This is a genomic window from Marinicella litoralis (assembly GCF_002591915.1).
Lineage (GTDB): Bacteria > Pseudomonadota > Gammaproteobacteria > Xanthomonadales > Marinicellaceae > Marinicella > Marinicella litoralis.
This window is the reverse complement of the sequence record NZ_NIHB01000006.1, coordinates 1-21,581: the sequence shown is the minus strand read 5'-3', so window position 1 is coordinate 21,581 and position 21,581 is coordinate 1. Positions and strand designations below refer to the sequence as shown.

Annotated in this window: 15 protein-coding genes; 7 read left to right on the top strand and 8 right to left on the bottom strand. The window is 43.5% G+C overall.

Annotated elements, in window-relative coordinates; translation table 11 throughout:
- Positions 1 to 107: 107 nt before the first annotated feature.
- The gene (locus tag CCS90_RS13425) at positions 108 to 2,000 is read right to left on the bottom strand and encodes a DUF885 domain-containing protein (protein WP_099020092.1); all 1,893 of its coding nucleotides are present in this window, start codon (positions 1,998 to 2,000) and stop codon (positions 108 to 110) included.
- A gap of 226 nt (positions 2,001 to 2,226) precedes the next feature.
- Here CCS90_RS13425 and CCS90_RS13415 point away from each other — a divergent pair, with 226 nt between their 5' ends.
- The gene (locus CCS90_RS13415) at positions 2,227 to 2,478 is read left to right on the top strand and encodes a hypothetical protein (RefSeq protein ID WP_099020090.1); all 252 of its coding nucleotides are present in this window, start codon (positions 2,227 to 2,229) and stop codon (positions 2,476 to 2,478) included.
- 87 nt (positions 2,479 to 2,565) lie between these two features.
- On the opposite strand, the gene CCS90_RS13410 is transcribed toward CCS90_RS13415, so the two are convergent.
- From CCS90_RS13410 to CCS90_RS13395, 4 genes are all read right to left on the bottom strand, one after another.
- Positions 2,566 to 3,681: a hypothetical protein gene (locus tag CCS90_RS13410; RefSeq protein WP_143751566.1), complete on the bottom strand. Its 1,116-nt coding sequence runs from the start codon at positions 3,679 to 3,681 to the stop codon at positions 2,566 to 2,568.
- 633 nt (positions 3,682 to 4,314) lie between these two features.
- The gene (locus tag CCS90_RS13405; RefSeq protein ID WP_099020088.1) at positions 4,315 to 5,676 is read right to left on the bottom strand and encodes a hypothetical protein; all 1,362 of its coding nucleotides are present in this window, start codon (positions 5,674 to 5,676) and stop codon (positions 4,315 to 4,317) included.
- Positions 5,677 to 5,798: 122 nt separating this feature from the next.
- On the bottom strand, positions 5,799 to 6,605 hold the full coding sequence (locus CCS90_RS13400) for an amidohydrolase (protein WP_099020087.1): 807 nt from the start codon (positions 6,603 to 6,605) through the stop codon (positions 5,799 to 5,801).
- On the bottom strand, positions 6,602 to 7,726 hold the full coding sequence (locus CCS90_RS13395) for a methionine aminotransferase (RefSeq protein WP_246027050.1): 1,125 nt from the start codon (positions 7,724 to 7,726) through the stop codon (positions 6,602 to 6,604). Before CCS90_RS13395 ends, CCS90_RS13400 begins: the two co-directional genes overlap by 4 nt.
- Before the next feature lie 360 nt (positions 7,727 to 8,086).
- Here CCS90_RS13395 and CCS90_RS13390 point away from each other — a divergent pair, with 360 nt between their 5' ends.
- On the top strand, positions 8,087 to 8,326 hold the full coding sequence (locus tag CCS90_RS13390; protein ID WP_099020085.1) for a hypothetical protein: 240 nt from the start codon (positions 8,087 to 8,089) through the stop codon (positions 8,324 to 8,326).
- Positions 8,327 to 8,467: 141 nt separating this feature from the next.
- Here the strand turns inward: CCS90_RS13390 and CCS90_RS13385 are convergent, their stop codons facing one another.
- Positions 8,468 to 10,153 (bottom strand): serine hydrolase domain-containing protein, encoded by a 1,686-nt coding sequence (locus CCS90_RS13385; protein WP_099020084.1) that lies wholly within the window; start codon positions 10,151 to 10,153, stop codon positions 8,468 to 8,470.
- A gap of 746 nt (positions 10,154 to 10,899) precedes the next feature.
- Between CCS90_RS13385 and CCS90_RS13380 the strand changes: the two genes are divergently transcribed.
- Both CCS90_RS13380 and CCS90_RS13375 read left to right on the top strand, forming a co-directional pair.
- Positions 10,900 to 12,267, top strand: coding sequence for a hypothetical protein (locus CCS90_RS13380; RefSeq protein WP_099020083.1), 1,368 nt, complete (start codon positions 10,900 to 10,902; stop codon positions 12,265 to 12,267).
- On the top strand, positions 12,267 to 14,057 hold the full coding sequence (locus CCS90_RS13375) for a hypothetical protein (protein ID WP_099020082.1): 1,791 nt from the start codon (positions 12,267 to 12,269) through the stop codon (positions 14,055 to 14,057). Before CCS90_RS13380 ends, CCS90_RS13375 begins: the two co-directional genes overlap by 1 nt.
- Positions 14,058 to 14,387: 330 nt before the next feature.
- Here the strand turns inward: CCS90_RS13375 and CCS90_RS13370 are convergent, their stop codons facing one another.
- Positions 14,388 to 17,468 (bottom strand): hypothetical protein, encoded by a 3,081-nt coding sequence (locus tag CCS90_RS13370; protein ID WP_133566565.1) that lies wholly within the window; start codon positions 17,466 to 17,468, stop codon positions 14,388 to 14,390.
- A 511-nt stretch (positions 17,469 to 17,979) separates the two neighbouring features.
- On the opposite strand from CCS90_RS13370, the gene CCS90_RS13365 reads away from it, so the two are divergent.
- Both CCS90_RS13365 and CCS90_RS13360 read left to right on the top strand, forming a co-directional pair.
- Positions 17,980 to 19,434 carry an amidohydrolase family protein gene (locus tag CCS90_RS13365; RefSeq protein WP_099020080.1) on the top strand — a complete coding sequence of 485 codons (1,455 nt, stop codon included), beginning with the start codon at positions 17,980 to 17,982 and terminating at the stop codon, positions 19,432 to 19,434.
- A 164-nt stretch (positions 19,435 to 19,598) separates the two neighbouring features.
- The gene (locus CCS90_RS13360; protein WP_162846928.1) at positions 19,599 to 20,729 is read left to right on the top strand and encodes a serine hydrolase domain-containing protein; all 1,131 of its coding nucleotides are present in this window, start codon (positions 19,599 to 19,601) and stop codon (positions 20,727 to 20,729) included.
- A 114-nt stretch (positions 20,730 to 20,843) separates the two neighbouring features.
- On the opposite strand, the gene CCS90_RS13355 is transcribed toward CCS90_RS13360, so the two are convergent.
- A complete protein-coding gene (locus CCS90_RS13355; protein ID WP_099020078.1) occupies positions 20,844 to 21,143 on the bottom strand; it encodes a hypothetical protein in 300 nt (99 codons plus the stop codon).
- 316 nt (positions 21,144 to 21,459) lie between these two features.
- Here CCS90_RS13355 and CCS90_RS13350 point away from each other — a divergent pair.
- A partial coding sequence (locus tag CCS90_RS13350; protein ID WP_143751564.1) for a transposase occupies positions 21,460 to 21,581 on the top strand: 122 nt, incomplete at its 3' end.

Genomic DNA, 21,581 nt, shown 5'->3' with positions numbered 1-21,581 from the left:
CAAGCTGAGCTTCCTACCAAAGATAATTCAGTCAGCAAACCGCACAAACAAAACACAAAAAAAACGCCAGCAAATACCCGGCGTTTTCACTATAAAGTCAGAATCAATCAATTCACTTGTTGAGACTCAATCCATGCATTGACATTGTCTTCCAGAATGGCCATAGGAACCGCACCACCCAACAACACCAAATCATGGAACGCTTTGATGTCGAAATGTTCACCCAAAGCATCACGTGCGGTTTGACGCAATTCAACAATTTTGATCATGCCCATTTTGTATCCCAAAGCCTGACCTGGCCAAACCATATATCGTTCAATCTCGGCCACCACATCAGAGTCAACTGTACCTGTGGTTTCCGCCATGTATTTGATTGCGGCTTCCCTGCTCCATTTTTTATGGTGCAAACCCGTGTCAACCACCAAACGCACCGCGCGGAACAATTCAGCCTTCAAACGACCCAAATCACCATAAGGGTCACCATCGTACATGCCCATTTCTTTGGCCACCAACTCCGAATACAAAGCCCAGCCTTCAACATAGGCATTGTAAGGTGCAATGCGACGCACCATCGGCAAACTGTCTTGAGCTAAGTTCAACGCGACTTGCCAATGATGGCCTGGGTTGGCTTCATGGTAAGTCAAGGTTTTCAAATCAAATTTAGGCACAGCCTTGATGTCACGTAAATTGATCCAATAAATCCCAGGTTGTGAACCATCCAATGACGGTGATGAGTATTGACCACCAGGTGCCGAAGCTTCACGGGATTTAGGGAAAGACCTGACTTCAACCTCATAAGGCGGTTTGGTCGCAAACAACTCATCCATGCGCTGATTGATTTGATCAATATATCCATTCAAATCAGCAATCACCTCAGCTCGACCTTCTGCTGAATCTTCATACAAAAACTGCGGGTCGTCATTGATGACCAACATGCGCTCACCCACCGTGCCTTCGGTGTGACCATTGGCCACCAAAATCGCATCCATCTCTGCCGAAATGCGATCCACTTCATTCAGTCCCAATTGATGAATTTGCTCTGGAGATAAATCGGTGTCACCCAACATTTTCACCGCATCGGCATAGTAAGCCGCGCCATTGGGTTGCGCCCAAATACCTGATTCGGTGGTGGCTTTGTCTAACAATTGTTTTTGTGATTCAATCAATAAACGATAACCCGTATAAACACCATTCTCAATGTGTTCCGCAGCCAGCTTGTACATGTTATCTTTTTCTTCTTGGCTAACCCCTTCAAGCACACTGACCTGTTTCTCAAAAGACGTGTACAAAGGATGTTGTGTCACCTCAGGGGCAATGAAAGCATTCAACCCAGCCATGGTTTTCTCTAAAATCACCTTTGGCGCAATCCAACCCTTGGCTGTATCGGCATCCAACTTAGCCATCACACTTTGTAAGAATGCATCAAAACCATCCAGGCGTTCTAAATAATGCTCTGCATCTGCCACCGAGTTGATTTTCTGATTGGTGGCGATGTTATTCGGTACATCTATCAATGGACCATTGATTTGGTTGACCACAAATGGAGATAAACCCATCCACAAGTCTACATAGCCAATATCAAAAGCTTCATTCCCCGAAAAATAACGATTCAAATTCATCATCACTTTTTGGTTGTCTACATCAGTGGCATCGGTGACTTCAATCGAAGCCAATTGCTGATTGATTTCTCGCAACTTTGATCTGAGTTGAGCCTCAGCAGCTGGCGAATAATCATCCAATCGATGACTGTAATGTCCACCCGCTATCGATTCATCTACCCCCAAAACAGTGGCATAGTGTGGTCTGGCATGAAATAAAACCGCAGCACTGGCAGCAAAATTGGCTTGTAAGGGTGTGATGACCGGTGCCGCTTCAACCGGCGCCTCAACCTTGACCTCAGTTTGTTCGACAACCACAGCCGGCTCATCAGCCACTTGATCCTGACAACCCAGCAAAAAAACCGAAAACACCAACCCAACTGATAAATACTTAAACTTCATAGAAAAACCCACGATTAAAATAAGACCTACATCTTACTGGTGTCGCCCACTAAATTCACGGTAAATCTGAAATTACCCAAAGCACAAACAATCAAACCAAAACACCAAACAACTGTACCCCAAGCCCACGGAACACTTCCACGGCTGGATAGCCCAACCAGCAAAGCGAAATTGCCAAACAGCTGGCATCCTGTTAATCTGAGGCACACTGAAAAAATCCAAACAAATGGCAAAACCCAACAAAAAAGGACCCACAGCTACCGTTGATGTTTATTGCAGCCAATGCAAAGCCCAGCTGTTCAAATACCGCAAAGGTGGCAAAGGCTCATTGCTTAAATGCTTCAAACAACGCATCAGCAAAGACTACACCAAGGAACCCTGCACTTGCCCCGATTGTGGACAGGTGTTCGCTCGCGACACCTTGGTCAAAGGTACACCCGCGTATAAGATGATCGGTGGTAAGGTTTTTGCTAAGTAATGTTATGAACCATGCTTAATTAACGCTTGCTCTGACCTTTAAAGGTGTTTGATTTGATTGATAAAGCTTGCTACCTCAATTGACTTTTCACTCAACCAAACAATGCTCTGGGTTCATGGCTTCGGCCTGTTCTGCGTCTTGTAAAAGCGCACGTTGATACAATAAATTGGCATGGTGAATCATTCCAGCTCGCTCACCCGCTTGCCGTGTTACTTTGAACCGTTCTGACATGTCACTGCGGTTTTCACCAAAAATATCTGAAACATTGACCAGTTTCCCCAAACACGCCACTTCGGCCTTCTTTTGCTCCTTGTTGAACAAAGCCTCTTGGTGTTTTTGTATCAACCCCTGTGCTTCATACATCTGCTCAGGTATGGCCAAACCGATGATGATTCCAATGTAATCTTTGGATAAAGAAGTTAATTTATCGGCTATGGTTAAACATTCCTCGCTTAATTCATCATAGGTTCGACAAGCATCCATCAAGCCCTTGTAGGGTAAAATTGGCATCGACAACTCGCTGACTATCATTTTTATCAATAATATATTTTCTGGCATGTTTTGACGCAACCCTTCAAGCAATTCTTCACTGATTTCATCGTCACGATGAAACCAATTCAAATGTTCCACCAATGCCTCATCAATCATTGAATCAGAGAATGGATGCTGTTTAAAGTAACTGTGTAACGCATCTTCATAGGCTTGACTATAATGAGAGTGATTACTGAGATATGGCGTCGCGGCCATTTGCTTAACCAAGTCAAAAACTTCACCTTCAATTTCAAGCTGAAAAGCTTGGTTCAGTGGTGATAAATAGACAGCCATGTCATCTGGATAATCTTGTAATTGTTTGGCTATAAAATAAGACTGATCACAAACGCCAGGTTCCAATTGACTGTGACAAACATTGGTCATAATAAACAGGGCTTGTGAACTTAAATCGCCTCGTTCAGAGAGTGATTTGATGGCTTTTTTAACTTGTTTAACCACCCGCTCATCAGCCATAGGTGCTGTAAGAACGGATGATAATTGTAAAAGCCCAAACGCCTGTAAATCAGAATCATCACTGTTTAATAAATGTAACTGAAACTGCTGATCCCAACTCAGCTCATCCAGTTCAGGCTTGGTCTCATGTTGTGCTGCAAAGGCAAAATCACCCATCAATCCCATCAAACAGAAACCGACCATTGCTTTAAACTTCATGTTACTCATTCAACCACTCCCAAAACAGACCTTCTTAAGACCACATTATTTCTCAACCTCAGTCATCCCAAACCACATTTTTGCAGCAATCCCTACTGAAAATACTGACTGTTATTAAAGCAAAGAAAAAGCCATATTACAATGTGCCAAAATATACAAAATAAATGAAACACCTACTGACACTTCCCCTTACCTGCCACTACTTGCGATAGGCTCAATCTACCACCCAAGCCGACTGAGCACAATCGAAGACGCCAAGGATGGTGGTGTTAGAATCGAGACTTGATCAAAAGTCGAAGTGTCATCCTGAGCGTAGTCGACGCCACCAAGGATGGTGGTGCTAGAATCGAGACTGGATCAGAGATCGAAGGATCTCCCAACGTTGGAAAGGCCGCAAAGGAAAAAGAGGCGCTACCAAAGCCAAAGTGAGTGAAGTAGTGTTCCTTTCCTCCCCTGCCTTAAGAGGCCCTACTGTTGGCTTGAGAGGGGCAGCTTCCGCATCCTTTCTAATGCTGCACAGGTACTTCCTGTACACGATCGAGGGGTGTGTTCCTTTCCTCCCCTCTTGAGAGGGGATCGAGGGGTGTGTTACACATTCATCAAGCCGAATCCTTCTGACCGTTAGTTAATAAGCTAAGGAATCGATTCAAAGCCATCTGCAAAGATAAGACCAGCCGCATCAACCGTAACAGTCAATGTAGCTGCCTCATCATCGGCACCCACGTTGCTCCAGCGAATCTTCTGTGAACTGTTTGGGTTAAGTCGTGGAGAATTAAAATAAAGCACTTGAGACGTTGCGGCCAAAGCAGGAACGGCAACCACCCTACTGGACCCAGGACTGAGGGTCGAAAGGTCTCCACCGCAGCCTTCTATTGTGCATACCTCAACCATGTAAGGACAAAAAGCAGCACCCGTGTTCTCGACAGTGACATGGATGGTATTGGCGTCCAACCTGGTTGCGGCTGTAGCGGTGAATTTGTAACCCATCATCTGCGAAGCCGCAAGTAAGGTTGCAGAAGAGATGCTGTTATCGTCAAATGCGGGCGAACCCAACATATAATTCAAACCGATGCGCTCAGCTTGGTCACTGAGGGTTTCACCATTGCCACAATCATTCGGCGGGGTTGTCCACGAGCCGTTGCTGTTGCACCCTGACCAATAGGCCTCTCCACCCCACCCATGTTGTCTATGCAGCGCCAGCTGCGCAGCTGGAGCAACATCCTGCCGCCAATTGTCGCCGGCCGCGTGATTGGCTGTAAGCAAGCTGTCATCAAAAAAACCAAAGCGCAGATTGTCCAGCGAAGTGTCGGCCGAGCTGAAAAACCCATGGTCCTGTGCCGAATCAAGTGACAATGCCGTCAAAAGGTCCGTTGAAAAGTGACCAAAACCATCAATAAAGTGGTTGATCATGGTCTTCTGAAAAGCAAAAGATGGAAAGTTGGCAAGATTATAAGGCCCGCCATCAAGGTGATGTTCACCCCACAGCCCAACCAGACCCATTTGAATATATGCCACTCGTTGGTCATTCTTATATTGCAGGGCGAAGGCATCGATAAATTTCAAAATACAGGACTGAACACTGGCTTCATTCCAAGCGGGGTTATCGAATGTAGTTGATTCATAAACAAAGGCATTAACCAAAAGGTCGCTGGGAGCATAATTTTCATCACCATAACCTGGTCCAAACACAATTGGACGAAGTATGCCTTGGTGTCCTCGGGCATCTACGGTGGCAAGAAAATCATCAACCGATGTCCAGTCGAAACCACCCGAACAAAGCGGCAGTACTTCACTCAGCCCAATAAAGGCCCATTCCATCGACAGTACATCCGCATGATTGCTGGTTTCCCATGCCACGCCTCCAGTAAAAGGATTCACATAACCATGATCCTCAAAAGCGAGTACAGTTGGTCCCTCATTGGCATCAGCTGTCGTCAAAATGAATTGCAAAATGACTGATAGCATGAGTGTCAATAATTGTTCTTTAATTTTCATTGCGAGCTTACCTATTGATTGGTTTCAAAAGTTTATCATGAAACCCACAAGCCACGAGATTCATGCAATGACTTCACCCATGTCTGGTTAATTTATTAAAGATCCTCATCTCCCCAGAACCACTAAGCAAGCTCAAAATCATCCGCATCCAAATAAGCCGGAAAATCAGTTTTAAAACGCTCCAAGGCAGAAAAATCCAGCTCAGCACGAATCACTTGCTGGCGATTATCCTCAGCTGCTACCAAGGGCGTTCCCACAAAATCAAGCACACAAGTGCCACCCGAATGCGCCACGCCTTTACCGTCATCCCCGACGCGATTCACACCCACCACAAACACCTGGTTTTCCATCGCACGGGCTTGCAGTAAAGTGTCCCACACGTTGCGTCTGGCAGCCGGCCAATTGGCCACATTCACCAACACATCATAGTCCTGCCGATTCCTCGACCAGACTGGGAAACGCAGGTCATAGCAGACTTGTGGAAGTATTCGTATACCATTGATTTCGAGTACTTTTCTTGCCTTGCCTTGAGACACAAAATCGCCTTCATTGCCCAGACGAAACAAATGACGCTTGTCATAATACTCAACCGAACCATCAGGCCTGACCCAATAAAATCGATTCGCTTTCTTGCCACCCTGCTGAACGAACACCGTTCCAGCCACCACACAGTTAAATGCTGCGGCCATCCCTTGTAACCAAATAAGCACATCACCCCCATCCTCCGGCTCCTTAACAGCATTGTCTTCGATACAAAATCCGCTAGAGAATGTCTCAGGCAATAGCATCAAGTCAACTGCATCATTCTCATGATGAAAGCCACGAATCAGGGCTTCCAAAGTGGTCAAATTAGCAGGTTTATCCAACCATTGGATGTCATATTGCACGGCTGCAACATGAAGTGTTGTTTTGGATTTGGCTTGATTCATAGCTGACACAGTATTTCCGCCGCTTTTAACAAAGTGGCATCATTCTTCGCAAAACACAAACGCACCACTTTGTGCTTTTGGTGATACACCTCAAGGATTTCCGCCTGATAGAACGGGCTGAGTGGAATGGCCGCCACACCAATGTCCTGAGTGAGCCAATGACAAAACGCCACATCATCCAAGTCCGAAATTGCAGAATAATCCAACAACAGAAAGTACGTACCTTTTGAAGGCAACACTTTAAAACGAGAATCGGCTAAAGCCGCAACCAACACATCCCTTTTTTGCTGATAAAATCCACTGAGCTCATCAACATGCTGCGGGTGATTTTTTAACATCGAAGCCACTGCAAATTGTGCCGGTGTGAATGAACAAAAGGTCACGTATTGATGAATTTTTCTGAACTCGGTCGTTAAAGCCTCAGGCGCCACACAGTAACCCAACTTCCAGCCAGTGCAATGAAAGGTTTTACCAAAACTTGAAATCACAAAGGAACGCTGAAACAACTCAGGATAGGCCAACACACTCTCATGAGCTTGACCATCAAAAGTCATGTGCTCATAAACTTCATCACTGATGACATACAACTCATGTTCCAAGACCATCTGCTGTAAGGCCAGTAAATCACTTTGACCCAACAAAGTACCCGTCGGATTGTGTGGGCTGTTGATCACGATTGCCCGGGTCTTGTCATTAATCGCCTGCTTCACCAAAGACCAATCAATCGCATAATCTGGTGCATTCATCGCAATGTGGCGACATCGCCCACCGGCCAGTTCAACCGCCGGTTCATAAGCATCATAAGCCGGATCAAACACAATCACCTCATCGCCCGGACGCACCAAAGTCTGAATAGCCACCATCAAGGCCTCGGTGGCACCCGAAGTCACCGTAATGGTATTCAAAGCATCCAATTTTCTCGCTGCATCCTTGATATAGCAGCGCTGTACCAAATCCCCAATCTGCTGTAACAACTCAGGCAAACCAGCCGAAGGACAATACTGATTCTTACCCTCATCAATGACTTGTTTGATGGCAGACTTAAGAAACGCTGGGGTATCAAACTCAGGAAAACCCTGAGACAAATTAATCGCCTGAAACTGATTCGCCATCAGCGACATTTCAGTAAAAATACTGGTCCCCAAATGAGGCAGCTTGGATTGAAAAGATGATTCCACCATAACCTTCCTGTTGTTTACATGAATAAACCACCTATTTTAAAGGACTTCATCAATAACCGTGGCAGAAAATACCAAATGTGCCTTTTTTCCTTCCCTGCCTTAAAAGACCCTACTCTTGGCAACTAAGCCAATCGAATCTTATGATTGAATCCAGCCACAAAAAGACAAAAAAACACTGGAAACCTTAAATAAATACAAATAAATGTCCCTCAGACCTTTGATATCACTCGCTGTCTTGGTAAAATTTCAGTTAATGGACAGGAGACATAATCAATCATATCAGTATGAGTTTGAACTAAAATGATACAAGATGTCATGATAGTCGAGAGTTACACTTCCCCTACTCAAGTGATGGAGGACCAAGAGCTGTGCTTTGAAGATAAACTCAGAATCCTCGAAAAGTGGAACCAAATCTACGCCATCAGATCCAAAACCTTCCCTGACCAAGCTGAATTTTTCAAACCCGCACGACAAATGATCCTAGAACTGGTGAACCAACTGGTCAAAGAACACATGCCAGATGACGAAATGATGTTTTGATTGAACCCTTTCACCAGCTCACGCAATTCCATAAATACCCACATCAAGCCCAATCACAGATCCAAACTCCATACCAAGCCGACTGAGCTCGTCGAAGCTTAGGCACCTTCCGTTGGTAGTAAATCTTCTGGCTTCAATGATTCATTGTTTACCAAAAACCAGATTTTTAACTCGACCTGCTGACATGATGAAACCTGTAATAACGCCCTCTTGCCTTACGAAGTCCAAGACAATACCATCATAGGACAATTGATCAATGGCTAAAACAGCCAATGCTTCTGGCGCATTGTTATCAACTTGAATGAAAAGGGCATCATCTTTAAAGGTGACTTGATATACCACATCCAATTCCTTGCTGTAATAATCACCAACAAAACCAGACAATTCAACACCACTGGTATCAACAATGTCCACCCTATTCCAAGCCGACATGCTGCCATTCCGACTCAAGTTAATGACTTGCGCTTGATTATTCTCAAAATCATCAAACTCAAAGGAGAAGGTATCATCACCCACAATCTTGAATGTATTGACTGCATTTTCTATGGGTTCAAAATCATACTCTTTTTGATTCCAAATCTGATAGCCATGCAATGTGCCACTTTGAATGCTTACTGTTAATTGAATGCCAGGATTTAACTGGTATTCACCCGTCAATTGTTCTAAAGGCACAGCAGCCAATTGTGTTGCTGCTTCATCGTTTCCAGCAATATCCGCATTGGACTCAGAACTGTCTTTGACTTGAGCCGCTGTTTTAAATTCTTCTTCCAGGAACACTTCTGCCACTTTAAAAGCCATTGATGTTGGGTTGGCATCGCTGCGATTGGCGAACACCGCAACGGTGAACTTTTGATCAGGGAAGCGTAACAACTCAGCTCTGAAACCAACAAATGCGCCGCCATGACTGATGGCATTCAGACCCTTATACGGCTCGATAATTAAACCTGAAGCATACTCAATTTGTTTGCCATTGTTTAACTTGCCCTGAGTAATCATAGCTTGCCAAAACTTTTTACTCAGTACTTCGCTGTTATAAAAGGCATCATCCCATTTTTTGATGTCACTGATGGTAGTGAATATGCCACCATCGCCAATCATGTTCAGCGTGGTCATGCTGATTTGATAACCCCCTGCTTCTTTTGGCGCATAACCTGATGCACGGTTTTTTACGATGGCTTTGTGGTTGTTATGAAAATGTGTGTGGTACATCCCCAATGGTTCAAACAGTTCTTTGGCGGCAAATTCCGCCATATCCATCTGGGTCACTTGTTTAACAATTTGGCCCAACAACCAATAACCAGAATTGCTGTAAATATATTCCTCACCAGGAGCGAAATTCAATGCAGTTTGATTGGTCAACCATTGCATCACATCTTTGTCTTCGTAATAATCTTCATCCGTCAAACCCTTCAAGAATGACAGCGTCAGGTAATCTCTGACACCACTGGTGTGGTTTAACAAATGCCTGACTGTGATTTCTTTTGCATAGTCTGGGAACGCTGGGAAAAAAGAGTGCAGTGAATCCGTTAATTTCAGCTTACCTTGTTCCGCCAATAACACTATACAGGCAGCAGTAAATTGCTTAGAGGTGGAACCGATTCGAAATACAGAATTGGCGTCATTGGGTATGTCATACTCTAAATTGGCCATGCCATAACCTCTGGCATAGATGATTTTCCCATTTTGAAACACACCCAAACTGGCACCCGGCATGTTAGCCTTATCCCATTCAGAAAAAATTTCATCTACCGCTTTTTCTTGCGTCTTAGTGGCCCAAACCGAGGGAGACAACATCAGTAATAAAAGACTTAAGTACTTGGAATTCATGGCGATGTGCTCATTGACAAAGAAACATTCTAATGGATGTAGATAGGCATAGCAAAAGCATTCATGCTGAAGAGCCTATATAGCAGACCATGTTCTTCCTATCAGCTCTCACCATGTACTCAGTGACCTAGCCACCAGGCCGACTGAGCACTTCCAAAGCTTGAGTAGCCGAAGGTGTGTTTGTTTTCCTCCCCTACCTTAAGAGGCCCTACTGTTGGCTTGAGAGGGGGCAGCTACCGCATCCATTCTAATGCTGCACATGTACTTCCTGTACACGATCGAGGGGTGTGTTCCCACCTTATGAGATCTGCTTTGTAGCAAGTATTGCAGCCGACTGAGCTCGTCGTCGTCGCCATGGATGGCGCTGTTAGAATCGTGACTGGATCATAGGTCGAAGTCGAAGTCTAATTGTAATGGTAAGGTAGAGCTGGAAATAGAAGCACTTCCAACGTTTGATTAATCAAAAGAAGATATGATTTAACTACATGGTTAATTGAAGCTCAACAAGCCATAATCACTTTTCAGTCACAGTAAATATGGGTATTTTTTATTTGCATTTATTTGATTATTTTATTGTTCTATATTGTTAATTGTAGTATTTTGTATAGACAAAGGGTGGTTACATATCGTATATCCGTGGGAAAGATATAAAATCTATTTGATTAAAATGCCATATTGATGGACTGAAAATATGCAACCAAGATCATGAACCAAATGAGTTTAAAACTCATCATGAGGGGTGTCATATGAAAACCATTATCGTATTTTTATTTTCCATCTTCATTTTGGGTTGTTCTAATAAAGTCAGTTTAAACATCGGTGAATCGGATTACCGAGTGGCTAAGGACGACCAAACATTCATTAAAAAATATGAACAAGATGCTTCAATGGAAAGCAGGATCATTCATAAAGATGAATCCATATCGGTCCATTTAAAACAAGCCTTTATATCCGATTACTCCGAGCGGTTTGAGAAAACACTGTCTTACCTGTTTACCAATACAGTTCGCGGCGAAATAGCTATCGTGGCCAGGGTTTTCGAACAAGGCCAAGGTGAAGTCCTCGACTTTAGAAACAGTGCCACAAAAAACAAAGGGAGACTGATTTACTATTCAGAAGATGTCAGGTCCGGAGGCCAATTTTTGAACCTTTCCATGTTACCTATATACGGTCCCATCACATACAAAGGCAATCCTTTGATCATTCAGCTGACAGTTCTAGAACTTGATGTTGGCGAAGCACAACAAACCAAAGCATTGCTATCTACACTGGCTACACTGGGTGCGAAAGCCTATGCCCCAGCTTCACCTGTGATGAAATCACTAGAAGCATTGGGAGAACAGTTACTCAGTGGCGAACAAGACGACATTGAATTGCAATATATCTTCGTATTACATCCGGAGGGAGGCAGGTTTCAAACAGCCAAATACAGCCAGGTAGCAACTGGTGATTACATCATCATGAGGCAACAACCCAATAAGAATATTATTGAAGATGGCAGAAAAAACAGATTCGACCAACAAGACTGGAAGTCATATAGGTACTGTTCTGAACACGGTCGCATCTACATAAAAGATAAAGATAAAGATTGTAGTTGTGATAAAACTAAAAACAACCTTTCATTCTGTGAATACCGAGACCAAACCTACTTGATAGTTCAGATTAACAGTGGTTTCAGTGCATTGGAACTAGACTCTGTTCAAACATTTCTGGAGTTTCAAGAAGAGATGGAACAAGCAGTGAACAACAATAGCTTCGACACTAAAATGTCAGCTGCTATTGATGAATACCAAACCCAAGTTGAAACATCAAACAAAAAAACAAAAGTTGAGAAAATCAGCAATGAAGTCATCGCCAAAGTCAATCTGGCTTGTACCTCAGATGATGAAAAAATAGCGAAGCATTACATACAAGAAACCTTCGATCGATTGGTTAAAAAAGCCAACCTACCAGATGGAATAACCGATTTCACCAATGACCAATGGTCAAGAATGCTGTTCGAAATCAGAAAACTGTCTGGAAATCCCTACGACATTGAAAAAGATAAAATCAATGCAGTCACAGATGGACCGGCTTTAGCAGCCTTGTTGAATTGTAATGTGAAATTAAACTGATGAATAAACAAATATGGTTGATATTTATTTTGATACTAAGTTTAACCATCAGTATTGACGGCCATGCATGGAAGTACAATGAACATGCATACATCACTTACCAGGCATACGATTCTGCATGTGCAGCTATAAAAGGCCAAATAAAGAACCGGAAACAAATTGAAGATTATGCCGCTTATTGTGAAAATCCATTAATAAAACTGTGTTTCAGCCACATGGTGGCACTCTCAGGGGATTGGGTCGCTGACTATGAAAAAATATCTATAAACAAAGACAGTAAGTTTCTAAACAATGGCACCAGTTTAAATTGTTCTGATTTATCAAATATCGAAGGATCAGATGAAATAATAAAAATAACTTCAGACAACAAAGTTGACTCTAGCCATGTAATTTTTCAAGATGTTTTAACGAACACAAAGACAAAAGCATTTCTGCAGTGGGCCAAACTTGTCTCAGACAACGAAACTCATTTTCAACCCAGATCGGTTTTGCAATGGAATAAATGGACTGATGAAGCTTATAGCCTGGTAGAAAATCAACAAGACATGCAAGTCACAATGGCAGCAAAAGCATTTGGGCTTCATTTCTTAGAAGATTCATTTTCTGCTGGTCACAATGGGCTAAACAGGTCATTGAGGAGGCATAACTACGATCAGGCTTATCATGATGGTTTCAATCATACAGGGATGCTATTAGAATCATTTGAGAATAAGTTTTATGTATATGGTGACAGTAACCTGGATCAAAAAACTGTCTATATAAAGTTCCATGACCACTCACAAGAAAATATTTCAGCAGCATTGTCAGAAATTCAATCTGTAACTGGAATGAAATTCATAAAAACACCTGAAACATTTATTAAAAAAATCTCAGAGAAACTGGATACATCTGAACCCAGTATAAAGGTATTATCACTGCCAATGATTGAAGAGACAATTGAATTCAAATCTATCAGATGTATCATCTTCGATGATTGTAATAAACATGAGTTTGTAGTATTGAATCACTTAGATTTTTTCGACGTCAAATGCGAACCTAATAAACATGAATATTTTACAGTTGCCATTTGCCCATCCTCATCTGAATATGTGACTGAACAAACATCCAAAAGCATAGAGTCTTTTTTTACATTGGTGATTTTAGGTGATAAAACAAGGGCGCTAGAAATTACACAAGAAGTTACTCAAATGATTCCAAACAAAGCTTATCCAATCACTCAAGATAATCGTTCAATGAATTCATTAATCAATGGCAAGCCTCAATTTTTCGATCACTATAAAAACCCAAACTTATTATGTTTTAAAAGAAATTGTGACAGAGAAGAATTCAAAGAATACAACTTCATGACCTTCGGGTTTTCTCATGAAACCAGACTTGACAATGATGACATCATTCCTTCCTCTTCCTTGGGGTTTATATTACGAGGAAGGATCAGTGAGAAATTCAGTGGTCGTATGGAAAACAGGTACCAACTTTATAATGAAAAGGGCAAATTCCTCAGCTCATTCGATTTGTCTTTGTTTACACCTTCCAAAAGAATTGGCAGAAACCTAATAGGCGTTTACGCAAAAGGATCTTTGGGATTGGACAATATATGGGAAGGTGAAAAAAGAAGCAGGTATGCTGGCTTAGGCTTAGGATTTGACGCCCATTTTGGAAGCACCACTACATTTGTCGAAGTTGACTATTTAAAGCATTGGGGTAATCGAATTTTCGACGATTACAGTGTTAGGGTGATGGTCGGATTTAGAGTGTCTTCCTTAAGAATGGGGAGCATCCTAGGTAATTGAATACTTTAAAAAATCGTGTTGATAAATGCCAAACTAAAGACATGTTTTTTATATTGCGGTAATTTTCTTATATCTAGAAAACATTCCTTTAAAATCTCCTTGTCCAACCAAAGTAACACCCGCCCCAACCTGTGCTTCAAACAATAAAACTACTTATCAATTGAACCCACCATTGATTCTCTCCAACAATAAAAACCAAGCACCATTGAAAATGCCATGGGCGATGATAATGGGCGACATTCGACCCCTCATCACCCAAGTTACATGAATATCTGTTTTGATCTGAACGCTAATAAAGAACAATCACCGACTCCGAACCCATTGATTTCTTTATTCAAAGCCATGATTGAAAATCTCATCAAACAATAACTGTTTTGAAAAATGCGGCGTTAATACATCGGTATAGCCGTTGCCGGTAAATTCTCGGCTGGCCCAGCCCAAATGTAACTGACCTTGATTGATTTCAGCCGAGAATACATCCAAAGCCTCATTATTTACTGTCAGCGATAAGTCTGTGCTGGGTTGCCACATGCCCTCATGGTCTTGAACAGAAATCATCAGCTGGGTGTTTTGGGGCCAGACCAGCGCTTTCAGCTGGTTATGCTGTGCCAAAACAGCTTGGGACAAACCGTTACCAACACCATCCATATAAGTGGCTTGTTGTAATGGGATAATACCAGTCAAGCTTCCATCAATGGCAGATTGCAGTGCTTGACCCTCACGCCAAAACATAAGCTCCTGCCCATCCACATCATAATCAACCACCGCATACTCATCGTTTATTGCATTGGCAGTCAAAGCCACAGGCGCTCCCCAGCTGCCATTTGCTTGTCGGTAAACCACCATTTCTCGGTCATCCGCGGTACTGTAATCTGCATCCGTATCATGGGTTAACATGAGCACTTTGGTGTCATTAGACCATGCCGCCGGGGTCCAGCCATAGGTGTTGATTAACTGGTCTGCGACTAAAACTTGTGATCCCCAATTTTGATTGATGGCATCCCAGTCTAGTTGATAAATACTGACCGGATCGGTCGCTGTACCAGTTACTTCAATGCCCGAGGCTTGTTGCCAAAACAGACTGACTTCTCCTGCTTGATTGGTAATCAGTCTTGGCCCAAAATCATGCTGAGTGTTTTGAGTGAGCTGCCCTTCATTAATCACCTGAGTACTGATTGAATCAATCAACACCCAATTCAGTTCATACCCATTGCCAAAGGCAGCCAATTGACCAAGGTCGGTGGGTACGACCGCATCATTACTTTGGTAAATAACCAATAGATGCCCCTGTTCATCGAAATGTACGCTGGGTGAATGGTTCACATCAACAACAGTCGGAATGGATTGAATCGCACCCCAGCTATCGGTCATGCCATCATAAAAACGGTATTTGAGTTGGCCGGCCGGACGCGGTTGAGTGAGGTCGGGATCAGACCAAACCGCCACCCCTTGTAAGTTTTGATTGTTCCATTGCTGAGCCATGGCTAAATGGCCATCCACTGGTACCCAGCCACCGCCGGTTAATTCACGTGATTGGAAATGGCGACCGCCACAACCATCACCTATTGGCCAGCTTTCATCAGCAGATGCACTGAACCCCATAAAAAATGCTTGGGCAGACAGGTCAATTTGGGCCCCCAGTTGCGATAAATTAAAATCCGGGGCCACTTGAAAATCAATACAGCCTGAGCCACCGCCTGAAACACTGACGCCAGCCACTTGGTGCAGTGGTTTGGGTAAGCGGATACCGGCACCGGCCTGAGCACTGATGCTGCCTCCGACCGATCCGCCGGTCCATTGAATATCGCCAGTGTCGCCGGCATAGTTACCGGTGCCTGAGACATTGGCGCTGGCTGATGCTTTGATGCCGACGCTTTGAATCACATCACAAAGAAATCCACTCAAACCACAGGCAGCACTTTGCAGGCCGGGTATGGCTGTGAGCGGGTTTAAGGTTTTTTGCCAGCCCGGGATGGGTATTTCAATGGTGGCATCACCATCAGTACTCATGTCTTCACAACTCAAATAACTGGTGTTTTGTCCTTGGATTTGAAAATCAACGCTTTTACCCGCAAATTTAAAAGTCACCTGGGTGTTCAAGTCACCTGGACCGGCTCCACCGTCTGAGAAGACCGTGGCATTGTATTCAGAAGAAGCGTTCGCCAAGCCCCAATCTCCGGTAAACAAGGACAGCGTGTTCAGGGTGCGGGTGGTGTCCAAGGAAATCGGCCAATTGAGCAAGCCTTGATATTCAATGCCGCCAGAACCGTTCCAATCACCGCTTGAGCCGGCCCAAGGTGGCAGGCTGACTTTGGGAACAGCCAATGTGTAAGGAACTGATTGTTGGTCACCTTGAATGGCAATCACTTGAATGCTGTCTCCAGGCATGCCAGCATCAAAATCCCAGTTTACAATATCACTGCCGGCCACGGTTTCAACCACCCCTCCATAAGTGAACTCAACGTCTCCGGGAGGCTGTCCTCGCCAGTCTATGGTAGCAATGAGCTGGGTATTCACCGGAACGTTTTGTAAGTATTGAGCCGGTTCATTCAGCATGACACCCAGCACTTTAGGCATTTCAGGCGTGGCATCATGATTGATTTGATCAGTGACAGTGACCGTGTCTTGAATAAAGTAGGTGGTGTATAACTGATCTTCAGGCTGACTGTGACCTTCAGGTTCAAGTACCGTCTCATCTTGAGTACTGTCATTTAATGCCAGTCGGTGCAAAATATCATCCAGCCAGCTCGTACCATTGGTGGGTATGGTGGTTGGGCTCCATTGATAGGTAATTGGGTCATAAGCGCCTGATAAGGTGACCGATTCCGTTGAACCGGATAGATCGAAATCAGGTAAGCTAGCGTTATATGAATACCAATAACAATCCACTCCATAAGCAGATACGCCTGTTATTGTGATTGTACTGGTGTCATTCTCATAGTTTAAATCAACTTGTCCAACGCCAGTGACCTGGCCGCTGATGTCATATTGTCGGTCAATCGTGACATTCCAGTTCATGTCCTGCGGTTCGGTATCGTTACACGTACTGTAACCATATTGAATGTCAGCGGTTTTTTCTAAAGTACCACTGATCAATTCATGGCCTTGTCCGGTGATGCTGCCATCACAGGCCACATCAATGTAATTGGCTGCTGAACCTCCCAGTCGGGAAACATTGAAAGTGCCTGAGACAGGATTGTAATCATCGGGTAAGTCACAAAAGCCATCACTCAAAAATTCACAAAATACCTCACTTCCAAATAAGGTATATTGACCGTTGACTTGACTTAAATCCCACCGACCATTGGCCAGTTGATCATCAATGGCACAGCTGGCAGGGGTATCTACCGGACATGTTGCTGAAGCGCTTAAAGCCATCAACAAAAGTACCCACGTTAAAAAGTGTCTCATCACCGTCTCCCAGTTGTTATAGAAGACATAAATTCTAAAGATAGAGGTGAGTTAAAAACTGTATGAACCCTGATTTAATCCTGATTTAATTCAAAACACAGTCAATATGCATGACTTACGTGTATCGCCTATACTGAGCGAAGCCGAAGTAAGCGGAGCCGGCCGCTACCGTGTCGATCCCCAGGACGGGGTGAATGCAGAGAATTGTCGGAAACAATTCCTGCCATCTAACACGGCACACCTACATGACCCACATGGACGTGTGAAATGCAGAATCATGTCAGGAACATTATCTGCCCATGTAGGCGGCCGTTTCTGCGTCCTGCTAACACGGCACACCTACATCCATGTAGGCGAAGCAGGCGGAGTTGAAGCGGACAGAGCCTAATCCAATACACAAAGTTCGTCAGTCCAGCGAAGGCTGAAAACCAGGCGCGCATTTTTTAGAATAAAAAAGTAACTTTGCCAGCGTGCGACCGTTACAGCATATAATTGATTGCTAAATATTCGAATGACAAACAAACCCAGAACCAACTTATTTTCTGTATTCACATTGATATTGATCTCGAGCAGTTCCCTTGCAGCCGAGCAGCCGAATAACCCTACGAACAAAGTATTGGGCTCAAATCAAACTTTTGCCATCACCCATGTTAATGTCATTTCAATGGAAAAAGACAAGGAAACCATCAACAATGCCACGGTAGTGATTCAAGATAAAAAGATATTGAACATCAATGGCGAAATTCCAGCCAATGCCGAAATAATAGATGGAAAAAACAAATGGCTGATACCTGGGTTGATTGACATGCACGTACACACCAATGCGAGTATCAACTTTAAAGGTAACCAACCCACCCAAGGCGCTACCTTCTTCATGGATACCCAATACGTCATGACCACATATGTCGCCAATGGCGTAACCACAGTGTTTGAGTTGGATGGTCGGGTTGCGCACTTTGCACAGAGAAATGAAATTGCCAGTGGCCAGGTCATTGGGCCACGAATGGCATTGGCCCCAGTCATCAATGGTGGGGATCAAAGCAATGGTGGAAGAATTGTCAATACAGCTTCAGATGCCAGACAAGCCGTGCGAAGCTTAAAAGCGGAAGGTTACAACTTTGTGAAAGTTTATTCTCATTTAAATGTTGAATCTTTCGAAGCTGTTATTGATGAAGCCAGTAAACAAGGGCTTAAAGTGGTTGGACATATTCCGGATGCATTTAAAGGCAAAACCGCACAGGCATTCGTACCTCATTTCGGTTTGGTTGCTCACGCTGAAGAATACTCAAAACAAATAAGAAACAGAAACATGACTGCGCAGGATGCTGAATATTTTGCTGAAATCACCAAGAACAACGGGACCTGGGTCACTCCCAACTTATTGGCCCTTGTCAGCATAGCGAACCAGGCCCGCTCACTCGATTCAATTCGCACCATGGATACTTTGAAATATGTACACCCGATTTTGCAAGACAAATGGTTAACATCCAACCAGTACCACAAAAACGCCAGCCCAGAAAACATTGCTTATTTTGAGCGCCTTATTGACTTTCATAAAGCATTGGTCAAAGCATTCAAAAAAGCGGGTGTCCCCATGCTGGTAGGCACCGATGCGGGCACTTCTGGAATACTGACAGGTTTCTCGCTACACGATGAACTGGCCTTATTGGTCGAGGCAGGCATGACGAATGAAGAAACATTGATGGCAGCCACACGTCTACCAGCAGAATGGCTGGGTATCGAAGACACGGTTGGAACGGTCAGTGTCGGTAAGTATGCTGACCTTATTTTGCTCAATGCAAATCCACTGGATGATATCAGTAACACCCGAGCAATCGATGGTGTTTTCGTCAATGGCACTTGGTTGGATAAAGACCAAATCGATGCCATGCTTCTCAAGCTCGCAAAGTGGAACGAATCCATGAAAGATCATTATAAATGGAGTAACAGAAAGAATTACAATTAATCTATTCTTTAGAATAAATCAACACCACTGGCCCCGATGATTAATTACCTTTGACCCCGTTGATCACCAATAAAATGTATCAAAAAGCCGTACCAAACGTTCTCAATACAAACCAAGCCACAAAGGCACCAGCATTAATCAAAAATTATCGGGAGTTCGCAACCATGAAATACACATGTGTACTGATACTGTTTTTATTTAGTCAAGTGATTCAAGCTGACATCACAGATGCTTCACAACCACACAGAGAAAAACTGGACCAAGCTTTTTTGGCAACCCTACAAAAACACAAGCTCAACACCATCGGTGTAGCAGTGATCAAGTCAGGGCAAATCCAATGGACCGGTCATTATGGTCAACAAGCACCGGGTATACCAGCCTCCGAGACCACCCTGTTTGATGTCGGCTCCATCACCAAGCTCGTCACCACACAAACGGTATTGCAATTGGTTCAAGCGGGAAAAATAAACTTAGATGAACCCATGTCAGAACATTGGGTTGACCCAGATATCATCGATGATGAACGCCACCTAAAACTAACCCCACGTATGGTGCTGACCCACAGCACGGGCTTTGCCAATTGGCGTTTTTTCAGCGAGGATAGAAAATTAAAATTCATCAACCCTCCTGGGACTCATTACAGCTACTCCGGTGAAGGCTTTCAATACCTGGCCAAGTTCATTGAAAACAAATTGGACACGTCATTTGAAGCCTTGGCTCAAGAATATGTGTTCACACCTGCTGGCATGTCGAATGTGTCCATGAGCGTTAATAAAGCCCTGTACCATGACATTGCCCAGGCGCTGGATAAAGGCGGTGAATTCTATGGACATTACTGTCGTCCTGGCGGGTGGTGTTCAAATGAAGGCACCACTTCAGTAGCAGGTAGCATGGTTATCACGGTCCAAGACCTGAGTAGGTTTTTGATTTGGTCAATGAATAACAGCGGTCTCAATTCTGAGCTACAACAACAAATAAATACCATCAAAGCAGAGCAACCGTTGGTCAAAGGATTTCAGTGTGAAAAATTACCCAATGCCCACTGCCCTTCCCGCCAGGGTTATGGACTGGGCTGGAACGTCACTGAATTCAAGGGCGGTCGCTTGATTGGCCACGGCGGTTCAGATTGGTCATTAATCACATTGGCTTACTACTACCCAGCCACTCAAGATGGTGTGGTCATATTGCTTAATGGTCCCAGTGATTTTGCCATGAAAGCCATGATCAATGCCATCACAATCCTCGACCCCTCATCACCCAAGTTACATGAATATCTGTTCAGATCTGAACGCTGATAAAGCAACAATCAATGGGCTTCAATGACCATGGCCCATTTGATTTACTTTGAGTGGTATTAAATTTAACTTAGCCATAATAATAAACATGAATGACATGAGTTGAATCTGTTTTCAAATTTTTTCCGGGGTACCCATACACTTTAACGCTTCAGAAAGTTTTTCTGGCGGGAGTTCCAGGTGTGGTTTTTCAATGAATTCTTCAAAACTTTGTGTTTTGACATGATGATCACAACCTAATCCACCCATTTGATCACCGGCTTTCCAATGCATGCCCTCAGGAAGGGTGAGGTAAAATTTCCAGTTGACTTCTTTTCTTCTGAAATCAAGTTCAATGTAATGAATCTTGCTGACATCATGATGGACAAAGTATTCATCTTTTTCAGAGTGATAATATATTTTTAAATCATTCACATTAACTGGCTCCAGCCATCAGCTGGCTTAAATGGTTTTAATCAGGCTATGGCTCTGTTCCGCTTCAATGGCTGTTAAATCGAAGGATGTCCTTGGTTTTAGCAGTTACTTTAGGTACACCAAATGCGATGCCTGTCCTCAGCTTATTTATTTTAATTAATACAGGTATTTACACCAGTTATAACAAATGATTAATCAGTTATAATTATCCTATGTCAAGAAAACATTCCTTTACAATTACCTGACCTTTCCCCCAAAAACAGAACCATGACAAGGATGAGATTTCCAATTAAACTAATATTGAGGAGATCTCATTATGAAGAAGAAACGTTATACAGAAGAACAAATCATTGGCGCCATCAAACAGCACGAGTCTGGAGTCAAAGTCGATGATATTTGCCGCCAGCTAAACATCTCACAAGGCACTTTCTACAATTG

Bases quoted from the DNA above. Each gene is read 5' to 3' on its own strand.
- CCS90_RS13425 (WP_099020092.1), bottom strand. From the start codon at position 2,000: ATGAAGTTTAAGTATTTATCAGTTGGGTTGGTGTTTTCGGTTTTTTTG.
- CCS90_RS13415 (WP_099020090.1), top strand. From the start codon at position 2,227: ATGGCAAAACCCAACAAAAAAGGACCCACAGCTACCGTTGATGTTTAT.
- CCS90_RS13410 (WP_143751566.1), bottom strand. From the start codon at position 3,681: ATGAAGTTTAAAGCAATGGTCGGTTTCTGTTTGATGGGATTGATGGGT.
- CCS90_RS13405 (WP_099020088.1), bottom strand. From the start codon at position 5,676: ATGAAAATTAAAGAACAATTATTGACACTCATGCTATCAGTCATTTTG.
- CCS90_RS13400 (WP_099020087.1), bottom strand. From the start codon at position 6,605: ATGAATCAAGCCAAATCCAAAACAACACTTCATGTTGCAGCCGTGCAA.
- CCS90_RS13395 (WP_246027050.1), bottom strand. From the start codon at position 7,726: ATGTCGCTGATGGCGAATCAGTTTCAGGCGATTAATTTGTCTCAGGGT.
- CCS90_RS13390 (WP_099020085.1), top strand. From the start codon at position 8,087: ATGATACAAGATGTCATGATAGTCGAGAGTTACACTTCCCCTACTCAA.
- CCS90_RS13385 (WP_099020084.1), bottom strand. From the start codon at position 10,153: ATGAATTCCAAGTACTTAAGTCTTTTATTACTGATGTTGTCTCCCTCG.
- CCS90_RS13380 (WP_099020083.1), top strand. From the start codon at position 10,900: ATGAAAACCATTATCGTATTTTTATTTTCCATCTTCATTTTGGGTTGT.
- CCS90_RS13375 (WP_099020082.1), top strand. From the start codon at position 12,267: ATGAATAAACAAATATGGTTGATATTTATTTTGATACTAAGTTTAACC.
- CCS90_RS13370 (WP_133566565.1), bottom strand. From the start codon at position 17,468: ATGAGACACTTTTTAACGTGGGTACTTTTGTTGATGGCTTTAAGCGCT.
- CCS90_RS13365 (WP_099020080.1), top strand. From the start codon at position 17,980: ATGACAAACAAACCCAGAACCAACTTATTTTCTGTATTCACATTGATA.
- CCS90_RS13360 (WP_162846928.1), top strand. From the start codon at position 19,599: ATGAAATACACATGTGTACTGATACTGTTTTTATTTAGTCAAGTGATT.